Here is a 19,271-nt window from a genome sequence, read left to right as displayed (position 1 = left end):
CACGTTAGAATGAACGATACCGAAAGCGCATTCAAAAAAAGTGGTATCCTCAGGCATAAAGCCTGTTATACAGATAAAACCTTCATAAATAATAGGGGGAACTAGACAATGAGAGGCAAAATGAAAGGCAATACACCCAAGACGTTTGCAATGTTGATGCTCGCAAGTGCAATGTTGGTCACAGCTGGCTGCGGGAATTCGGGAACGAAGGAGACTTCGGAGTCCAGCGGAACCGAACCGATCACAGTTACATTCTTCGGGGCGGATGCTAGTCCAACCTGGAACAAGATGCAAGATGCTGTTGGTAAAAAGATTACGGAGCAAACAGGTGTTACAATTGAAGCTGAATATGATGTAAACGATGGTGGTAACCAGAAGATTGCCCTTATGGCTGCCAGTGGTGACTTTCCTGATATGATCTACCCTAAAGGTAACTTATCTAAGCTTGTGGATGCAGGCGCGATGCTGGATCTCACGGATCTGATTGAGGAGCATGCTCCCAATCTGAAAAAAATCTATGGAGAACAGATGAACCGTTTGAAATACAGTTTGGAAGATCAAGCGATATATACTATTCCAACCAATATGGGTGTTGATAATGTTACGTTTGACGCTACAGGTGGATTTGAAATTCAGCAAAGAGTATTGAAAGAGCTCGGATATCCTGAAGTGAAGACACTTGAGGATTACGAGAATGTACTCAGAGCCTATTATGAAAAACATCCAACCATTGATGGTCAGCCAACCATTCCATTAACATTGAATGCAGATGACTGGAAGATCATGATCACGGTAACGAACCCGGCCTTCCAGGCAACAGGCGCACCGGATGATGGTGAATATTACATTGATCCTGAAACGTATGAAGCAACATTGCACTACAAACGTCCAGAGGAAAGAGAATATTTCCGCTGGTTGAATAAAATGTACAATGAAGGCCTACTGGACAAAGATGCCTTTGTTCAAAAGGATGATCAATACAAGTCCAAAATTGCGAGTGGCCGTGTCCTCGGTCTGATTGACCAAGAGTGGAACTATCAAGAAGCGGAGAACGCGCTCAAATCATCGGGTAAGGATGATGCCACATACGCTCACTTCTCTGTGTCACTTAACGATGAAATTGTGGATCACACGTTCCAACCAGCCGGCTTTGACGGTTATGGCATTGGGATTACAACTTCGGCCAAAGATCCAGTGCGTATCATCAAATTCATGGATTGGCTTGCTTCCGATGAAGGACAAGTTCTGAGAAACTGGGGTATCGAAGGTGAACATTACAACGTAGAAGATGGTAAACGCGTGATTCCAGATGACGTTCAGGACCGCAAAACGAATGACAACTCCAATTTCAGTAAGGAAACAGGAATTGGGATGTATAACGTATTTAGTGCAAGATACGGTGATGGTGTAAAAGATTCTACGGATAACTACTACACAACAAACTTCCCTGAGCAGATTGTAGCTGGTTACACAGCTGCAGAGAAAGAAACGCTGAAAGCATACGGTATCACGACTTGGAAAGAGTTCTATCCGGCTGAAGAAGATCTGCCAGTTAAGGATTGGGGCGCAGCGTATAACATGTCCGTACCTTCCGGTACAGACTATGAGGTAACGTTCCAGAAAACGCAGGATATCATTCGTAAACGGATTCCGGAAGCTGTTCTGACTACACCAGCCAACTTTGATGCAACCTATGATGCTTTATTGGCTGATTTGGACAAAGCGGGTGCAGTTGAAATGGAGAAACAATTTACGGTTTGGGTTAAAGAACGTGTCTCTCTTTGGACAGGAAAAGACGTAAAATAATATGGATTGTCTGTGATCCATGGTTACGCAAGGAAAGGGCCCTATATAGGGCCCTTTTTTTTGTGGAATGATGTGATGATTTGCATTGACGCAAATTTTGAAATCACATATAATTTTATTATTGTAAGCACTTACCGAAAACGTTTTATATCATAAAGAAATATACAGTTGATTTAGGAACAGGAGCTAATCATGTCCCAACACAATAAACAAATTAAAATCAATCGTCTATGGTATCGAAACCCGGCAAAGCGCTGGGAAGAAGCATTGCCCATCGGAAACGGCCGTCTTGGAGGCATGGTGTACGGTGGAGCAGCAGATGAACGAATTCAGCTCAATGAAGATACATTATGGTCAGGGTTTCCACGGGATACGATTCAATACAGCAGTCAGCGGTATTTGAAACAGACGCGAGAGTTGATCATGTCTGGGCAGTATGGTGAAGCTGAGGATTTGTTGAACCGTGAAATGCTTGGTCGTGATGTAGAGGCCTACCAGCCGATGGGTCATTTTCTATTGCACCATGAGGGTCTGGATGATCTTTCATATGATGCATTTGAACGGGAGCTTGATCTGGAATCGGGTATTGCAACCACAACCTACTCATTGGAAGGAACTCAATACGTACGTGAAGTGTTTTCCAGCGCTTCGGATGATCTAATGGTCTGCACATTGACTGCTGATCAGAAGGGCGCTGTGAGTGTAAGTGTTACGCTAGACAGTCCCCATCCTTATCGCGTTGAGACTTCGGGAGATGCTCTAACCATGTTCAGTCGGTGCCCAAGTCATGTGGAGTCCAATTACTTCAGGGATCACCCGGAATCCGTCCTCTATGAAGAGGATCGGGGGACGGCTTATGCTGTCCGTGTAGCGTTTACGGCATCTGGCGATCAGGTGAAGGTCTCCAATCTGGAAGGCAGGTTACATATTCAGGGGGCTGATCAGGTTGTTTTCTATCTGGCAGCAGCTACGTCCTTTGAAAGTTATGATGTTTTGCCTGTGAAGGATCATCTTGTATTGGAAGAGGAATGCAAGGAGATGATCTCCAAAGCGACCACACATGGCGTGGAAGTCCTTCGTGACCGACATATTCAGGATCATAGCGCGTTGTTTAACAGAGTCTCTATTAATCTGGGGGTGTCGGCTAACGCCGAATTACCTACAGATGAGCGGCTGCAGGCTTATCAGGCAGGGCAACAAGACCCTGGACTGGAGGCACTTTATTTTCAATATGGAAGATATCTGTTAATGGCTAGTTCGCGTCCGGGCAGCCAGCCTGCCAATCTGCAGGGAATCTGGAACCATCAGGTAGAACCGCCATGGCATAGTGACTACACCATCAACATCAACACGGAGATGAATTATTGGCCGGCTGAAGTCTGCAATCTCAGTGAATGTCATGAGCCGCTGTTTGATATGCTGACCGATCTCAGTGATACGGGACGTAGAACGGCGCGGATTCTGTATGGAGCCCGTGGATGGACTGCTCATCATAACGTGGACATCTGGAGAACCTCTACACCGACAGGTGGAGATGCCAGCTGGGCTTTCTGGCCGATGGGCGGCGTATGGTTGACCTCGCATCTATGGGAGCATTATCAATTTACCGGGGATCAGCGTTTTCTTGAGGAACGTGCGTATCCCATCATGAAAGAGGCGGGGCTATTCTGTCTCGACTGGCTGGTGGAAGGGCCTGATGGTTATCTGGTTACGATTCCATCCACTTCACCAGAGAACAAGTTTCTCACAGATGCTGGGGAGGCACGCAGTATATCCATGGCTTCAACGATGGATATGACGTTAATTCGTGAACTGTTCAGCCGCTGTATTGAAGCCGCGAAGCAATTGAATCTAGATGAGTCATTGGTGAGCGAGTGGGGTGAGGCTCTGGAGAAACTCTATCCATTCCGAATTGGAAGCGAAGGACAATTGCTGGAGTGGTTTAAAGATTTTGCCGAATCTGAACCAGGGCATCGTCACGTTTCCCATCTATATGGGTTGTATCCGGGGGAGCAGATCAATCGAGTGCACACACCGGAATTGGTAGAAGCAGCACGGGTATCGCTTGAACGTCGTATCTCACAAGGTGGCGGGCATACAGGATGGAGCTGTGCATGGTTGATCAATCTGTATGCACGACTGTTGGATAGCAGCCAGGCACATCAGTTTGTGCGCACGTTGCTGGCCCGATCCACACATCCGAATCTGTTTGATGACCATCCACCATTCCAGATCGATGGTAATTTTGGAGGCACGGCTGGAATCGCGGAGATGTTATTGCAGAGCCACTTGAACGAGTTACATTTATTGCCTGCACTGCCTGAACTCTGGACTCAAGGTCGTGTTGAAGGCCTTCGTGCAAGAGGTGGTTATACGGTAGCGATAACGTGGACGGACAACAAGCTTGCGTCAGCGGTTATTAAGGCAGATCGAAATGAGTCGCTGACCCTTCGCAGTGTTCATCCACTGCGTGTGGAAGGAAACGAACAAGCCAAGGCGGAGCTTACGCCTCAGGGCGATTATGTAATTATTTTAACCATGACCGCAGGACAGACGATCCGCGTGTCATCATGAGACGGAGGAGCCAACCATGACCATTTTCAAATTTCCGCAAGATTTTCGCTGGGGTACAGCAACAGCTTCCTATCAGATAGAAGGAGCGGCACAGGAAGGTGGACGCGGGGTATCCATCTGGGATACGTTTGCGCGCACGCCTGGCAAAGTATATAACGGAGACAATGGTGATGTCGCGTGTGACAGTTACCACCGGTATGAGGAAGATATTGAATTGATGAAGAAACTTGGGATTAATACGTACCGGTTCTCCATTGCGTGGCCGCGTATTATTCCTGACGGAGATGGTGAGATCAATCGGGAAGGTCTGGACTTCTACCACCGCTTCGTGGATGCATTGATCGAGGCTGGAATTGAACCGTTCCTCACCCTGTATCACTGGGATCTTCCGCAAACGCTGGAGGATGACGGAGGCTGGGGCAACCGCAGAACTGTGGATGCTTTTGTGAAATATGCCGAAGTGATTTTCAAAGAATTCTCTGGCAAAATCAACTTCTGGCTGACATTCAACGAACCATGGTGCATCGCGTTCCTGTCGAACCTTCTCGGGATTCATGCGCCAGGAAACAAAGACCTGCAGACGTCAATTAATGTTGCTCATGGATTGCTGGTCGCTCACGGCAAAGCCGTTCAATCCTTCCGTCGTTTGGGTACAACCGGACAGATCGGTATTGCTCCGAACGTATGCTGGGCTGAGCCGTACAGCAAATCTCCTGAGGACCAAGCTGCGTGTGATAGATCAATCGCGCTCAATACGGACTGGTTCCTTGACCCGATCTACAAAGGCTCGTACCCGCAATTTATGGTGGACTGGTTCGCAGAAGCGGGAGCTACGGTGCCAATCCAAGAAGGCGATATGGAGATCATCTCGCAACCGATCGACCTACTAGGTATTAACTATTACACGATGGGGATCAATCGCTTCAATCCGGAGGCAGGTGCTCTACAATCAGAAGAAGTTGATATGGGCCTCACCAAAACCGATATTGGCTGGCCCGTGGAATCACGTGGTTTGTATGAATTTATGCATTACTTGCAAAAGTACGGCAATGTGGATGTGTATATCACGGAGAACGGTGCCTGCATCAATGATGATCTGGAGAATGGCAAAATTAATGATGATCGCCGAATTGCATATTATGAACAGCACTTGGCTCAGATTCACCGCATCATTAACGACGGTATTAACCTGAAAGGGTACATGGCGTGGTCACTGATGGATAATTTCGAGTGGGCAGAAGGCTACCGCATGCGTTTTGGTCTTGTTCATGTGGACTATCGTTCACTCGTGAGAACGCCGAAGGAGAGTTATTACTGGTATCAGAACGTCATCAAGAATAATTGGTTGGAGACACGGAACGAACATAATCCCCAATAGTTTAGGTGGCAGGTTTAAGGGAAAAGCAGGTCCTCATTATATATGGTTCCCTTATTGAAGTTGAAAAAGACGGTAACATTGGAGTATTCCAATATGCCGTCTTTTTTGTATTTTTACCGTTGGAAATGAGTAGTTCATAAAGGTTTCATAAGGTCAAGTGCAGTTCCTGTTATGAAGAGACGTTTTTTGGGTTATAAGAAGTATGAATGAATTTAAAAATGTTTTGTCAACGGTCGAAATCAAAATAAAGTGTCCAAATTGCGAATAAAATTTGAACATTTGTTGACTAAAAATCATACTGATGTGGTATATTGGTATAAGGAAAGCACTTACAAAAAGGGAAAAGGAAGTGTTTACTATGGCATCGAAGACAGCAATGGTTAGCCAATTGGAGCGCAAAGACAAAAATATGCGGCGCGCCGTCTTGACGATGACAGTTCTGGCATGGGTCGCACTCATTACGGGAGTGATCATGTGTCTGATCAATCTGAACGACTTTAATGATCGTAATCTTGGCTTGATGGTTGGTATTGGATTCCTTGTAGGTAGTGTGTTTATTTACGTTATTGCCAAAGCGATTGGCCTTGTTCATACACGCCGGGAAGACGAAGGCGCCGATTGATTATAATCCTGCGTTAATTCGTTCATAATAAGACTGGATAAGTTCCCGGAATCCAGTCAATAAAGCCCTTTGCGGATTCGTTGACACTGTTCAACGGGACTGCAAAGGGTTTTATTTTGTGACTTGAAGTGTAAAGATTACGAAGTACAAATATCAAGCATGCAAGCGATTTGTGAGAAAAAATTCACACATTTAAGGTGTAAAATCGACAAATTTGTTAACAAGAACAAAAAAGTTGTTCATTTCTGATATCTTTAGTAGGAAGAGAGTAGTATACTGATTTTTCAGTATGAGCGAATTTAAGGAGAGGGGATCAAAATGAACAAGAAACCTAGGTCGCTAATCCGGATTATCATTCCGGTTGTCCTGACGTTGGTTACAATTGCATTGATTGTCTGGCCAATGCTGGCAGGCGGGCAGTACGTTGTTCTGGATCCGAAGGGGCCAATTGGCGCTTCGCAGAGAGATTTGATTGTCATCTCGACAATTTTGTGTGCTGTCATCATTGTGCCAGTACTCATTTTGTCTGCCGTAATCGTATGGCGTTACCGCGACAAGCCGGATAACAAAGCTGCTTATGAGCCTAACTGGTCTCATAGTACGAAGGCGGAGGCAATCTGGTGGACGGTTCCAATTATTATTATTGGAATACTTGCAATTGTAACGATTCGTTACACGTATGATCTGGAGCCTTCGAAGCCGTTGGCTCATGAGAAAGAACCAATTACCATCCAAGTGTCTTCACTGGACTGGAAATGGCTGTTTATGTATCCTGAGCAAGGGATTGCAACGGTCAACACGCTGAATATTCCGGCAGACCGGCCCGTGAAATTTGAACTCACTGCGGATTCACCGATGAACTCATTCTGGATTCCGCAACTTGGAGGACAGATTTATACGATGTCGGGTATGGCGATGACCTTGTATCTGCAGGCAGATCATGAAGGCAAGTACTGGGGTTCAGGCGCTAACTTCACAGGTGAGCATTTTGGAGAAATGCGTTTTGATGTGAATGCTACATCAGACGAAGATTTCGACAATTGGGTAGCTGAAGTGAAACAGAGTTCTCAGGCGTTGACTACAGAAGGTTACAAAGCACTGGCTGAACCAGGAACAAGCAATGTTGCTTATTATTCTGCCTTCCCAGAAGGATTGTTCCAAAATATTGTGACCAAGTATGTTGTAGATGGTCAAAGTGCTCACAGTAAGCATGGAAGTTCAAGTGAAGCTTCTGGAGCCATTCAAAGTGCAACTGACAAGTCCAATCAAGACGAGGACAAGAGTGCTAACTAAAGATTCGAAAGGAGGCCCCCAATGTTAGAGAGACTTAAAGAGTTTGCATCGGAGTTTTTCGTAACTGGCGACCCGCTGATCTATGGAGCAGACGTGGCCATCGGTATTACGATGATTACTATCGTAACGGTGCTGACTTATTTCAAAAAATGGGGCTGGCTCTGGCGTAACTGGTTAACTACCGTCGATCATAAAAAGATCGGTATTATGTATATCATTGCTTCCATTATCATGTTGTTCCGTGGTGGTGTGGATGCATTGATGATGCGTCTGCAGCTGGCTATGCCTAACATGGATTTCTTACATCCTGAACATTATAATCAGGTCTTTACAACTCACGGCACGATCATGATCTTGTTCATGGCGATGCCATTTATGTTTGGTTTATTTAACGTTATCGTGCCATTACAGATCGGAGCAAGGGACGTTGCCTTCCCGTTTCTGAATGCATTGAGCTTCTGGTTATTCTTCCTGGGAGCAATGTTGTTTAACCTGTCCTTCGTTATCGGTGGTTCACCGGATGCGGGATGGCTGAGTTATCCACCTCTATCGGAGCTGTCACACAGTCCGGGGGTCGGACAGAACTTCTATATATGGGGTATACAGATATCGGGTATCGGTTCCCTGGCTACCGGTATCAACTTCCTGGTTACCATCATTAAAATGCGTGCGCCAGGCATGAGATGGATGAAAATGCCGATGTTCACATGGTCGGTATTCTCCACTTGTATCATTATCTTGTTTGCTTTCCCGATCTTGACCGTGACACTTGCATTGTTATTCCTCGACAGGTTTGCCGGGGCGCATTTCTTCACACTTGATCTGGGCGGTAACCCAATGATGTATATCAACTTGATCTGGATGTGGGGTCACCCTGAGGTATACATTGTCGTCTTGCCGGCATTCGGTGTGTTCTCCGAGATTGTAAGTACCTTCTCTCGGAAAAAACTGTTTGGTTACAAGTCAATGGTATTTGCAATGTTAATTATCAGCTTCCTGTCCTTCTTCACATGGGCGCATCACTTCTTCACGATGGGTTCAGGAGCGGACGTGAATGCCTTCTTCGCCGTAACTACGATGTTGATTGCTATTCCAACAGGGGTTAAAATATTTAACTGGTTGTTTACCATGTATCGAGGAAGGATTCGCATGGCGACTCCGATGATGTGGACACTTGCCTTTATCCCGTGCTTTATTGTCGGGGGTATGACAGGCGTTCTGTTATCCGTTGCTCCTGCTGACTTCCAGTTCCACAACAGTTACTTCCTGATTGCCCACTTCCACCAAGTATTGATCGGTGGCGTTGTCTTCGGATACTTCGCTGGTCTGTATTACTGGTGGCCTAAAATGTTCGGTTTCCAACTCGAAGAGAAACTGGGCAAATGGGCATTCTGGACTTGGAATATTGGTTTCTATGTCTGCTTCATGCCGCAGTACGCTGTCGGTCTGATGGGTATGACACGTCGTCTGAGCACATACGGCTGGGATACTGGCTGGTGGGAACTGAACTTCGTATCCACAATCGGGGCATTCCTGATGGGTGTCGGATTCTTGTTCCAAGTTGCACAAATTGCAGACGGTATTCGCAAATACAAAACACTTAAAGCTTCCGGCGATCCATGGGATGGTCGTACGCTCGAGTGGTCGATTCCTTCACCAGCTCCTGAATATAACTTCGCTGTTACACCGCGCGGAGATGATATCGATGAGTGGTGGGAAGAGAAAGAACGTCGTGCCAAAGGCATCTATCCGCCTGAGCAACCGCTTGAGCCGATTCACATGCCGAAGAATTCCTCGATTCCGTTCATCATGTCTGTCTTCTGGTTCGTTGCTGGTTTCGGCTTCGTATTCGGTTGGCTGTGGATGGCGATTCTCGGACTTGCTGGCGTAGGCATCTGTATGATCGCCCGTTCATTCTCTTACGATACGGATTATTACATTCCGGTCGACGAAATTAAGCGTACCGAAGCGTCGTTAAGGGGGTCGGTATAGATGGCTCAAGCAGCCGCTAAGCACGGTGAGAATCATGCGCATGGTCATGACCATGGCCACCATGATCCACAGGAAATGAAAATTCTCGGATTCTGGTTCTTCCTGATTTCCGACGTTATCTTGTTCTCCGTATTGTTCGCAACCTTCATTGTGTTGCGTGACAATTCGGCGGGCGGACCGATTTTGTCCGAACTGATCAAAATGCCTGGCGTTATCGCCGAGACATTTATCTTGCTCACGAGTTCATTTACAAGCGGACTTGCCGTTCTGGCAATGAACCAGGGTAAAGTGAAACAATTGATTAACTGGCTGATTGTTACAGCTGTTCTGGGTGCAAGCTTTATCGCCCTGGAGGTTTACGAGTTTGTTGAGATGGTTCACGAAGGTTTTAGTTACACAACGAGTGCAGCTTCTGGTGCATTCTTCACCCTCGTGGGTACTCACGGACTTCACGTATCGCTCGGTCTGATCTGGATGATCGGACTCATGTTCCAACTGAAAAAACGTGGGATTACCGACGTTACTCGCGGTAAGATCAACGTCATCAGCTTGTACTGGCACTTCTTGGACGTCGTATGGATCTTCCTCCTGTCGATCGTCTATCTCATGGGGGTGATGTAGATGGCAGAGCACAACTCACATGATTCCCACGGCCATGAACAACATGGCTCACTGAAGTCTTATGTCATCGGCTTCATTCTGTCCGTCGTACTGACAATCATTCCACTTGTGGTGGTTTTGAACGACATGATGGGCAAAACAGGTACACTCATTGTGATTCTTGGTACAGCAGCACTTCAGTTTGTGGTTCAACTCTTCTTCTTCATGCATATCCGTGAAACAGAGAAACCACGCTGGAATGTCATGGCCCTTATTTTCGGATTACTGATTATGATGACCATCGTAATTGGTTCGATCTGGATCATGCTTAACAATGCTGTTGCACATTAATATGTGAAGCAAAGAAGATCTCCCGGTCTGTTTTACAGACTGCGGAGATCTTTTTTTGCTTTTATTTAAGAAATAAACATCGTTAGTGATTAATGATATGAATTATTTTAAAAATAAAGGTACACAAAAGATACATAATGAACTAAAATGAACTTATATGAACATTATCAAACTCAATCCCAACTAATTCAAATGACGAAAGGAATGGATTAATAATGGAAAATCGTTATGCTGCACATCCCAATGAAGTAAAAACGTATGATACATCTCGCCTGCGTGAGGAATTTTTGATGGAGCAACTGTTTGCAACCGATGAATTGGTTACGGTTTATTCTCATGTGGATCGTTATATTGTGGGAACGGCTGTACCTGAGAGCAAGGACATTACCCTTGAAGTGAACCTGAAAGATATCGGAACGAACTTTTTCCTGGAGCGTCGTGAAATCGGTATCATTAACGTCGGTGGTCACGGAACAGTGACAGCGGACGGACAAGGTTATGAGATTGGAGCGAAGGAATGTCTCTACATCGGTAGAGGTGTGAAGGAAGTTGTGTTCACGAGCAGTGACAAGGCTCAACCTGCCCAATTCTATTTTGTATCCACACCGGCTCATCACACCTATCCAACAGTAAAAGCAACACAAGAACAAGCTCAGCCAAATCATCTGGGCAGCATTGAAACGTCCAATGAGCGTACGATCTATCGTTACATTCACCAAGGAGAAGGTGGAATTCAGAGTTGTCAGTTGGTGATGGGCATTACCGAACTCGACAAGGGTAACATGTGGAACACGATGCCTGCACATACCCATAACCGCCGTTCCGAAGTATACTTGTACTGGAACTTGCCTGAAGACGGTGTTGTATTTCATATGATGGGTGAGCCAAACGAAACACGCCATCTGGTTGTACGTGATCGCCAGGCGATCATTTCCCCAAGCTGGTCCATTCACAGTGGTGTGGGTACAAGCAATTACACCTTCTGTTGGGCAATGGCTGGTGAGAACCAGACGTTCGAAGATATGGACGGCGTAGCCATGAAAGACCTGAAATAATAAATTACAGATGTCTGAGTTAAATGGACAGGGTAGAAACTATAACTCATTCATTTGACTCAGGTAGTATAGGAAGTTGATTATGATGAATCCATTGAAAAGACATGAAAAAATTATGGAGGCTCTGCTGGAGCGCCAGGAAGTAACCGTCAGTGATCTGAGTGAGTTGCTGCAGGTGACTGGGAAGACTGTGCGAGAGGATCTCGACAAGTTGGAGAGTATGGGGTTGCTCGTACGTGTCCATGGTGGTGCTATGCTGGCTCAGAATGACCAGTATGGCATCTTGAATAGCCGTGGAGTTACCGAGAAACATCATCCGGAGAAAACGGAGATTGCTGAACGTGCCCTTGCTTACATCCGACCAGGAGATATCGTTGCTCTCGATGGTGGCAGCACCACGCTGGAGATGGCCAAACGTCTCGATAATCAACCGCTGACGGTGGTGACCAATGACCTGTTCATTATTGCGGAGTTGACCAAAAAGGAGCAAGTGCGACTGGTTGTGCCTGGCGGGGCGCGTGTACGGAATATGTTGGTTGGGGATGATACGGCTGCATTTATATCCAGTCTTAACATTCACAAAGCCTTTATATCCACGACAGCCCTTCATCCGGAATTTGGATTATCCATATACACGGGAGATCTGGTTCCTTTGAAAAAAGCAATGATATCTGCCTCGCAGCAAGTATACGGCGTTGTGGATCATTATAAATTCGGACAATTTGCACTGCGAACTTTCGCCCAGTGTTCGGAACTGGACTACATTATCAGCGATAGTCGTTTGGATGAAGAGACGGCTTCCTTATACGAGCAGAGTGGTGTCACAGTGGATTATCAAAGTTAACCTCATTCATTATTCATGGGATTAAAGAACGGACGGCTCTAAGGATTGCATATCAAAACCATGCGGAGGAATCATTCATGAACCCATTTGATTTAAGCGGACAAGTTGCACTGGTGACAGGTACCTCGGGAGGACTTGGACAAGGGATGGCCATTGGTTTGGCAGAAGCAGGTGCTGATGTGGTGCTGGTCTCTTATTCCAAACCTGCAGAAACGGCAAGTGCCATTGAAGCCCTTGGGCGCAAAGCTTATGTGATTGAAGCAGATTTAAGTCGTGAAGATGAGTTGTCAGCTGTGTTCGAAAAGGCGCTTGCGTTCCAGGGCAGAATTGACATTCTCGTCAACAATGCCGGAATCATTCGTCGCACACCTGCGGCTGATCATGCAGGGCAGGACTGGCACGATGTAATTGGTCTGAACCTGAACACTGTATTTTTCCTGAGCCAATTGGCTGGCAGACATATGATTGAACGCGGAAGCGGCAAAATCATTAATATTGCTTCCATGTTGTCCTATCAAGGTGGGATCAACGTGCCAGGATATACAGCCAGTAAACATGGCGTTGCCGGTTTAACCAAAGCACTCGCCAATGAATGGGCAGGTAAAGGAATTCAGATTAACGGTATCGCACCTGGTTATATGGAAACCGATAATACTACTCAGATCCGTGCGGACGAGAATCGTTACCGGGATATTACAGCCCGTATTCCTGCGGGGCGTTGGGGAACACCTGAAGATCTGAAAGGCCCGGTTGTTTTCCTGGCATCTGCCGCTTCGGATTATCTGAATGGTCATGTGCTGAATGTCGATGGCGGCTGGATGGCACGTTAATCGTTTGATAATCGGATTAGCATAAGGAGGCAGTGAGATGAAACTTGGTATTCTGGCGCATACATTTGGCAAACAGCCTACAGCACAGCTTGCGCAGACGATTGCGGATAACGGATTTAATTCCGTACAGCTGGCGCTTGCCAAAGCATTATCAGATGTGGACTCATCGAATGGCAAGCTGAGCCCAGGGCTAGCGAATGAGATCGGAGATCAATTTGCTCAGCGCGGGGTGAAGATTGCAGTACTGGGCTGTTATATTAATCCGATAGACCCTGATCCGATAAGACGACGTGCGGATATTGATCGATTCAAGGAGCATCTGCGTTATGCCCGGGATTTTGGTTGCAGCATGGTAGCAACGGAGACCGGGGGCTTGGACACCTATCAGGATACACATCTGGATGGATATGAAGAGAAGGCGTGGAGTATGCTGAAAGAAACGGTTGAGGAGTTGGCTGAGGAAGCGGAGAAATGGGGCGTGCATGCGGCGATTGAGCCTGTGTCCACACATACCCTTCATACCCATGAACATATGACACGTTTGTTTGAAGAGATTCCTTCATCTAATCTGGGGATGCTGTTCGACCCGTGTAATCTGATCAAGCAACCACATGCTGCAGATCAAGGGGCTTTCTTGCGCGAGGTGATGGAATCGCTGTATCAGCGCATGATTGTAATCCATGCCAAAGATGTAGCCTTTGATGCACAGGGAGAGAAGTTCAACCCAATACCTGGGGCAGGCATACTGGATTACCCGTTATTTTTTGAATTGCTAAAAACGTATAAGCCACATATCGATATTTCACTTGAAGGCGTAACTGCAGAGGAAGCTGTACCTGCGGCCAAACATTTGCGTGAAGTATGGAGTGCAGTTCGGGTCTAATAAAACCCTGGATGAGGTATTGCATACCGAAGCCAAAGTAGTTGAAAAACCTTTGCGAGGGCAAAGGTTTTTTTGGTACAGAAATCGATAATGTACATATTTAATATTTCTTATCGGAACAATCGGAAATAAGTCTTTTCAAATGCGACATCTTGTGAGAGAATATGGAAAACATACGCCACCATGTGAAGACATCAGGAACGTAAAGAACGTATATATCGAGGGAGGATTCAGATTTATGTCAAACGAACGTGAGCTTTCATTTGAAACATTGGCAATTCATGCAGGCCAGGAGATTGATCCAACCACCAACGCACGAGCTGTACCCTTGTATCAGACAACATCCTATGGATTCAAGGACACCGAGCATGCAGCTAACCTGTTTGGTTTGAAAGAGTTTGGCAACATCTATACCCGTCTGATGAATCCAACAACCGACGTGTTTGAGCAACGGATTGCAGCGTTGGAAGGCGGAGCTGGCGCGCTGGCTACAGCTTCTGGTCAAGCAGCCATTACGTTTTCACTTCTGAATATTGCTGGTGCAGGTGATGAGATCGTGTCTTCGGCGAGTTTGTATGGAGGTACATACAATCTGTTCTCGACGACTTTGCCGAAATTGGGTATAGACGTGAAATTTGTGGATTCCAGTGATCCTGAGAATTTCCGGGCAGCGATTACGGAGAAAACGAAAGCACTGTATGCCGAAACGATCGGTAATCCAAAGGGGAATGTTCTGGATATTGAAGCGGTGGCAGCGATTGCTCATGAACATGGAATTCCTTTGATCGTGGATAATACGTTCCCAAGTCCGTACCTGCTTCGTCCAATCGAACATGGAGCAGATATTGTCGTTCACTCTGCAACGAAATTTATTGGGGGTCATGGTACATCCATTGGTGGCGTTATCGTGGATAGCGGAAAATTTGACTGGAAAGCAAGTGGCAAGTTCCCTGGATTGACGGAGCCGGACTCCAGTTATAACGGTGTTGTATATACGGAAGCGGTTGGACCGATTGCTTATATTATCAAAGCTCGTGTACAGCTATTGCGTGACCTGGGTGCAACAATCTCTCCATTCAACTCCTGGTTGCTGCTGCAAGGACTGGAGACATTACATCTGCGCGTAGAGCGTCATAGTAGCAATGCCCTTGCGGTTGCGGAATTCCTTGAGAAACATGAGGACGTGTCTTGGGTTAGTTATGCAGGTCTGCCGAGCCACGGTTCTTACGAGCTTGCACAGAAATATCTGCCAAGAGGGCAGGGTGCCATTCTGACCTTTGGAATCAAAGGTGGTGCGGACGCAGGTCGCAAATTGATTGAAAGTGTCAAACTGTTCTCTCACCTTGCGAACGTTGGCGATTCCAAGTCACTGATTATTCACCCGGCAAGTACAACTCACGCACAGTTGACTGAAGATGAACAGACCGCAGCAGGGGTTAATCCGGAGTTGATTCGTCTGTCTGTGGGTACGGAGAACATTCAAGACATTATCTATGATCTGGAGCAAGCCATCAAAGCAAGTCAGGGAGCAAGTGTAGGCGCGTAAATGGCATTGGGTGGATGTGTAAACAATCACTTAAGCGATATGCCATAAACAGGTCATATTGAATATCAATACATGGTTAAAGCCGTTGTCCTCTGGGACAGCGGCTTTTTGTCTTTTTTTAACACGCATATATGAGTATCCATCGAAAAAAGCCCATTTACAAATGTGGATCACAGGCATATACTGATTAAAAGTTGTATTGAGTAAAAATAATTGCATAAGTACAAAAATGATTATCATTCTCATTCGAGATTATTGTAAAATCATTCACAAAACCATGCTGCTGCGGGATTCCCGCAGCAGCATGTGTCATTTTTAGGGCATTAACAATGGCTCTCATTCTCAATACAACTTCATTTCTGGAAGCGGAACTTGAGCACATTCACTATCCGCAAACCTACCATTTGAAAGGAACGTGATTTATATGCAAGCGATACATCAACCTCTACACAGACAGCAACAAGCAGAACAACGCTCATCTCAAACACCCGGCCCCAATCGGGGCAAGAAGCCTGATTTTCGAGCCATGATGCAGAATAAAGAGATGCAATCTGCATTGGGCAGCGGGCTGTTGATGCTGATTGCCTGGGGAACTGCACCGTATTTTGGTACCTTATCCATCATGCTCTACATTGTGGCGTATGCTGTGGGCGGTTGGACCAAAGCGAAGGTAGGTATCGAGACATTGGTTAAGGACCGTGATCTGGATGTAAATCTGCTGATGATTGCCGCATCCCTTGGGGCAGCAGCCATCGGTTACTGGAATGAAGGCGCGATGCTTATCTTTATTTTTGCACTCAGTGGTGCGTTGGAAAGTTATGCGACAGAGCGCAGTCATAAGGATATCTCATCGTTGCTCGCACTTAAGCCGGAGACTGCACTGCGTATTGAAGATGGACAGATGAACCTCGTGACTATTGATGATCTGCAGCTGGGTGATCTGCTGTTGGTCAAACCGGGAGAACTGATTCCTGCGGATGGCGTGGTGTACCGGGGGAGTTCTTTTATCAATCAGTCGTCAATTACCGGAGAATCCCTGCCTGTGGACAAAGTTGCGGGGGATGAAGTCTATGCAGGTACGGTAAACGGGGAGGGCGCCTTATACGTAGAGGTCACAAAATCGGCGGAAGGGTCACTGTTCGGCAAAATCATTAAAATGGTGGAAGAAGCGCAGGCGGAAGTACCGGATTCTCAGCGTTTCATGGAGCGGTTCGAAGGGATTTACGCACGTATTGTTGTGGGGGTGACCTTACTTGTCATTGCAGGAACTCCGCTGCTGCTTGGCTGGACATGGAATGAGGCATTTTACAAAGCGATGGTATTTCTAGTGGTTGCTTCTCCTTGTGCATTGGTGTCTTCCATCATGCCTGTTATGCTGTCCGCGATGTCCAGCAGCGCCCGCCGGGGCATTCTTTTCAAGGCAGGTGCCCATATGGAGAATATGGCTCGCACGCGGGTCGTGGCTTTTGACAAAACAGGTACATTGACCATGGGCACCCCTCAAGTCACCGATATTATTACGGCTGAACATGTAGATCGTACCCAGCTGTTAGCTGCGGTGGCAGCGATTGAGAACATCTCCATGCATCCTTTGGCTCGTGCCATCGTAGATCAGGCGAATAAGGAGAATATCACACTTCAGGAAGCGGAGCACGTACAGGCTCTAACGGGCTGGGGCATCGAAGGAACGGTGAACGATGTGGTCTGGAGCATTGGCAAAACAAATGTAATGGAATCGATGCAGTCAGAGGAGATGAAAGACAGCAACGTTGATGATCCAGATAAACAGGGTGTTACCCCTGTGAAGGTGTCTTCTGAGTGGGACGATGTACGCTCTCGTCTTGAGGGGGAGGGAAAAACCGTATCCGTTGTTATGGCTGATGGTGAATTAGTCGGGCTGATCGCGATGCGGGACACGGTACGGCCACAGGCAGCAGCTGCAGTGAAAAAGCTTGAAGTGATGGGTGTAAAAGTTGTCATGTTAACAGGAGACCGAGCCAGATCAGCTTCTGTAATTGCCCGTGAAACAGGAGTAAGTATGGTCTATGCAGATTTGCTGCCTGAAGATAAAGTGAAGCAGGTCCAAGCGCTCCGCAAAAAGTATGGTCCTGTGTTAATGGTAGGGGATGGTGTCAATGATGCACCAGCACTTGCAGCAGCTACTGTGGGTATGGGGATGGGATTGTCGGGTAGCGGGACTGCATTGGAGGTCGCGGATGCGGTACTGATGAACGATAACATTGAAGAGATCGCTTGGGTGATTGGGCAGGCTCGTCGAGCACAGCGTACGGTGAAACAGAATATGTTTTTTGCCATCACCGTTATTCTGGCCTTAATTGCTGGTAACTTCCTCCAGGATGTCGCACTGCCTCTAGGTGTGGTAGGACATGAAGGAAGTACAATTCTGGTTATTCTGAATGGACTTAGATTGCTACGGTAATCAGATTTGGAGAGGAAAATGGTTAATTGGTATCACTGGTAGCATGCGGCTGGTTGAACAGCTTACGTTTGAACCTTGGGTCAGCGGGTAATGATTCGAAGAGACGATTCGATAATAAGGGAGCTGTGAAATATGGGACGTTATGTACAAGTGGAACCAAATGTAAAAGTATATGTTGAAGATATTGGCGAAGGCACCCCGGTTGTCTTTTTGCACGGCTGGCCTGTTAATTATAAAATGTTTGAATACCAGTTGAACGTACTGCCGAACCATGGCATTCGTGCCATTGCGATAGATTTTAGAGGATATGGCTTATCGGATAAGCCATCCACAGGGTATGATTATGATCGCATGGCAGACGATGTTCGTGCTGTTATCGATGATCTGGAGCTGAAAGACGCGGTACTTGCAGGGTTCTCCATGGGTGGAGCGATCGCAGTACATTACATGGCTCGCCATAAGGGACATGGTGTCTCCAAGCTGGCCTTGTTATCTGCGGCAGCACCTGTGTTCACTCAGCGTGAAGGATATCCGTATGGATTGACTCCTGAGCAGCTGAACGAGCAGATTATTGAGCCGATCTTTGCAGATCGTCCGAAGTTACTGGAGACGTTTGGCGGCATGTTCTTTGCGAAGAAACACAGCCAGCCCTTCATGGATTGGTTCCACGCCCTCGGCATTGAAGCTTCATCTTATGGTACCATTCGCAGTGCAATTGCGTTGCGGGATGAGGACTTACGAGGTGAACTGAGTTCCATTCAGGTGCCAACAGCCATTTTGCACGGGAAAAAAGATGAGATCTGTCCGTTTGAATTCGCCGAGCAGATGCACCAAGGCATCGCTTCGTCTCAACTGATTGCTTTTGAAGAGAGCGGTCATGGTGCATTTTATGATGAATTGGAGAAATTCAATTCGGAACTGATTCGTTTCATCCAATCCTGATCAGGAGAGGGCATAATGCCTCTGACAGGCGATCCCAGTAATTTCATGGAATCTTCATTTGTGGCTAAACAAAGAACCCGGTCGACAGTCTTGGACTGATCGCCGGGTTCTTTAG

At 46.6% G+C, this 19,271-nt stretch carries 15 protein-coding genes; all 15 read left to right on the top strand.

What is annotated here, in order from left to right; genetic code table 11:
- Positions 1 to 120: 120 nt before the first annotated feature.
- The 15 genes from V6669_RS25990 to V6669_RS25920 all read left to right on the top strand — a co-directional run bounded on the left by V6669_RS25990 (position 121) and on the right by V6669_RS25920 (position 19,156).
- A complete protein-coding gene (locus V6669_RS25990) occupies positions 121 to 1,806 on the top strand; it encodes an ABC transporter substrate-binding protein (RefSeq protein ID WP_249913253.1) in 1,686 nt (561 codons plus the stop codon).
- Positions 1,807 to 1,998: 192 nt separating this feature from the next.
- Positions 1,999 to 4,380 (top strand): glycoside hydrolase N-terminal domain-containing protein, encoded by a 2,382-nt coding sequence (locus tag V6669_RS25985; RefSeq protein ID WP_338588567.1) that lies wholly within the window; start codon positions 1,999 to 2,001, stop codon positions 4,378 to 4,380.
- Between the two features lie 16 nt (positions 4,381 to 4,396).
- A complete protein-coding gene (locus V6669_RS25980; protein WP_133387168.1) occupies positions 4,397 to 5,758 on the top strand; it encodes a GH1 family beta-glucosidase in 1,362 nt (453 codons plus the stop codon).
- Positions 5,759 to 6,116: 358 nt separating this feature from the next.
- On the top strand, positions 6,117 to 6,380 hold the full coding sequence (locus tag V6669_RS25975) for a hypothetical protein (RefSeq protein WP_076333587.1): 264 nt from the start codon (positions 6,117 to 6,119) through the stop codon (positions 6,378 to 6,380).
- 318 nt (positions 6,381 to 6,698) lie between these two features.
- On the top strand, positions 6,699 to 7,673 hold the full coding sequence (gene cyoA, locus V6669_RS25970; RefSeq protein WP_091038520.1) for a ubiquinol oxidase subunit II: 975 nt from the start codon (positions 6,699 to 6,701) through the stop codon (positions 7,671 to 7,673).
- Between the two features lie 21 nt (positions 7,674 to 7,694).
- Positions 7,695 to 9,665: a cbb3-type cytochrome c oxidase subunit I gene (locus V6669_RS25965; protein ID WP_091038522.1), complete on the top strand. Its 1,971-nt coding sequence runs from the start codon at positions 7,695 to 7,697 to the stop codon at positions 9,663 to 9,665.
- Entirely contained in the window at positions 9,666 to 10,286 is a 621-nt protein-coding gene (gene cyoC / locus V6669_RS25960) for a cytochrome o ubiquinol oxidase subunit III (RefSeq protein ID WP_091038523.1), read from the top strand.
- Positions 10,287 to 10,616: a cytochrome o ubiquinol oxidase subunit IV gene (cyoD, locus tag V6669_RS25955; RefSeq protein WP_091019256.1), complete on the top strand. Its 330-nt coding sequence runs from the start codon at positions 10,287 to 10,289 to the stop codon at positions 10,614 to 10,616.
- Between the two features lie 215 nt (positions 10,617 to 10,831).
- Positions 10,832 to 11,671 (top strand): 5-dehydro-4-deoxy-D-glucuronate isomerase, encoded by an 840-nt coding sequence (gene kduI / locus V6669_RS25950; protein WP_036606918.1) that lies wholly within the window; start codon positions 10,832 to 10,834, stop codon positions 11,669 to 11,671.
- A gap of 85 nt (positions 11,672 to 11,756) precedes the next feature.
- Positions 11,757 to 12,515 carry a DeoR/GlpR family DNA-binding transcription regulator gene (locus V6669_RS25945; protein ID WP_338595051.1) on the top strand — a complete coding sequence of 253 codons (759 nt, stop codon included), beginning with the start codon at positions 11,757 to 11,759 and terminating at the stop codon, positions 12,513 to 12,515.
- A gap of 77 nt (positions 12,516 to 12,592) precedes the next feature.
- Positions 12,593 to 13,345, top strand: a complete 753-nt coding sequence (kduD, locus tag V6669_RS25940) for a 2-dehydro-3-deoxy-D-gluconate 5-dehydrogenase KduD (protein WP_036668040.1) — start codon at positions 12,593 to 12,595, stop codon at positions 13,343 to 13,345.
- A 37-nt stretch (positions 13,346 to 13,382) separates the two neighbouring features.
- Positions 13,383 to 14,228, top strand: a complete 846-nt coding sequence (locus tag V6669_RS25935) for a sugar phosphate isomerase/epimerase (RefSeq protein ID WP_338588566.1) — start codon at positions 13,383 to 13,385, stop codon at positions 14,226 to 14,228.
- Between the two features lie 238 nt (positions 14,229 to 14,466).
- Positions 14,467 to 15,774 (top strand): homocysteine synthase, encoded by a 1,308-nt coding sequence (locus V6669_RS25930; RefSeq protein WP_036668035.1) that lies wholly within the window; start codon positions 14,467 to 14,469, stop codon positions 15,772 to 15,774.
- Between the two features lie 424 nt (positions 15,775 to 16,198).
- Positions 16,199 to 18,214 carry a heavy metal translocating P-type ATPase gene (locus V6669_RS25925; RefSeq protein WP_338588565.1) on the top strand — a complete coding sequence of 672 codons (2,016 nt, stop codon included), beginning with the start codon at positions 16,199 to 16,201 and terminating at the stop codon, positions 18,212 to 18,214.
- A gap of 132 nt (positions 18,215 to 18,346) precedes the next feature.
- The gene (locus V6669_RS25920) at positions 18,347 to 19,156 is read left to right on the top strand and encodes an alpha/beta hydrolase (protein WP_338588564.1); all 810 of its coding nucleotides are present in this window, start codon (positions 18,347 to 18,349) and stop codon (positions 19,154 to 19,156) included.
- The last annotated feature ends 115 nt before the right edge of the window (positions 19,157 to 19,271 follow it).

The sequence above is a fragment of the Paenibacillus sp. Y5S-9 genome, assembly GCF_036894235.1.
In the GTDB taxonomy this organism is placed as follows: Bacteria; Bacillota; Bacilli; order Paenibacillales; family Paenibacillaceae; genus Paenibacillus.
The sequence above is the reverse complement of the archived record's forward strand: the minus strand, read 5'-3'. Positions and strand labels throughout refer to the sequence as shown.

Bases quoted from the DNA above. Each gene is read 5' to 3' on its own strand.
- kduI (WP_036606918.1), top strand. From the start codon at position 10,832: ATGGAAAATCGTTATGCTGCACATCCCAATGAAGTAAAAACGTATGAT.
- V6669_RS25925 (WP_338588565.1), top strand. From the start codon at position 16,199: ATGCAAGCGATACATCAACCTCTACACAGACAGCAACAAGCAGAACAA.
- V6669_RS25975 (WP_076333587.1), top strand. From the start codon at position 6,117: ATGGCATCGAAGACAGCAATGGTTAGCCAATTGGAGCGCAAAGACAAA.
- V6669_RS25965 (WP_091038522.1), top strand. From the start codon at position 7,695: ATGTTAGAGAGACTTAAAGAGTTTGCATCGGAGTTTTTCGTAACTGGC.
- kduD (WP_036668040.1), top strand. From the start codon at position 12,593: ATGAACCCATTTGATTTAAGCGGACAAGTTGCACTGGTGACAGGTACC.
- V6669_RS25935 (WP_338588566.1), top strand. From the start codon at position 13,383: ATGAAACTTGGTATTCTGGCGCATACATTTGGCAAACAGCCTACAGCA.
- cyoA (WP_091038520.1), top strand. From the start codon at position 6,699: ATGAACAAGAAACCTAGGTCGCTAATCCGGATTATCATTCCGGTTGTC.
- V6669_RS25920 (WP_338588564.1), top strand. From the start codon at position 18,347: ATGGGACGTTATGTACAAGTGGAACCAAATGTAAAAGTATATGTTGAA.
- V6669_RS25930 (WP_036668035.1), top strand. From the start codon at position 14,467: ATGTCAAACGAACGTGAGCTTTCATTTGAAACATTGGCAATTCATGCA.
- V6669_RS25980 (WP_133387168.1), top strand. From the start codon at position 4,397: ATGACCATTTTCAAATTTCCGCAAGATTTTCGCTGGGGTACAGCAACA.
- V6669_RS25945 (WP_338595051.1), top strand. From the start codon at position 11,757: ATGAATCCATTGAAAAGACATGAAAAAATTATGGAGGCTCTGCTGGAG.
- cyoC (WP_091038523.1), top strand. From the start codon at position 9,666: ATGGCTCAAGCAGCCGCTAAGCACGGTGAGAATCATGCGCATGGTCAT.
- cyoD (WP_091019256.1), top strand. From the start codon at position 10,287: ATGGCAGAGCACAACTCACATGATTCCCACGGCCATGAACAACATGGC.
- V6669_RS25990 (WP_249913253.1), top strand. From the start codon at position 121: ATGAAAGGCAATACACCCAAGACGTTTGCAATGTTGATGCTCGCAAGT.
- V6669_RS25985 (WP_338588567.1), top strand. From the start codon at position 1,999: ATGTCCCAACACAATAAACAAATTAAAATCAATCGTCTATGGTATCGA.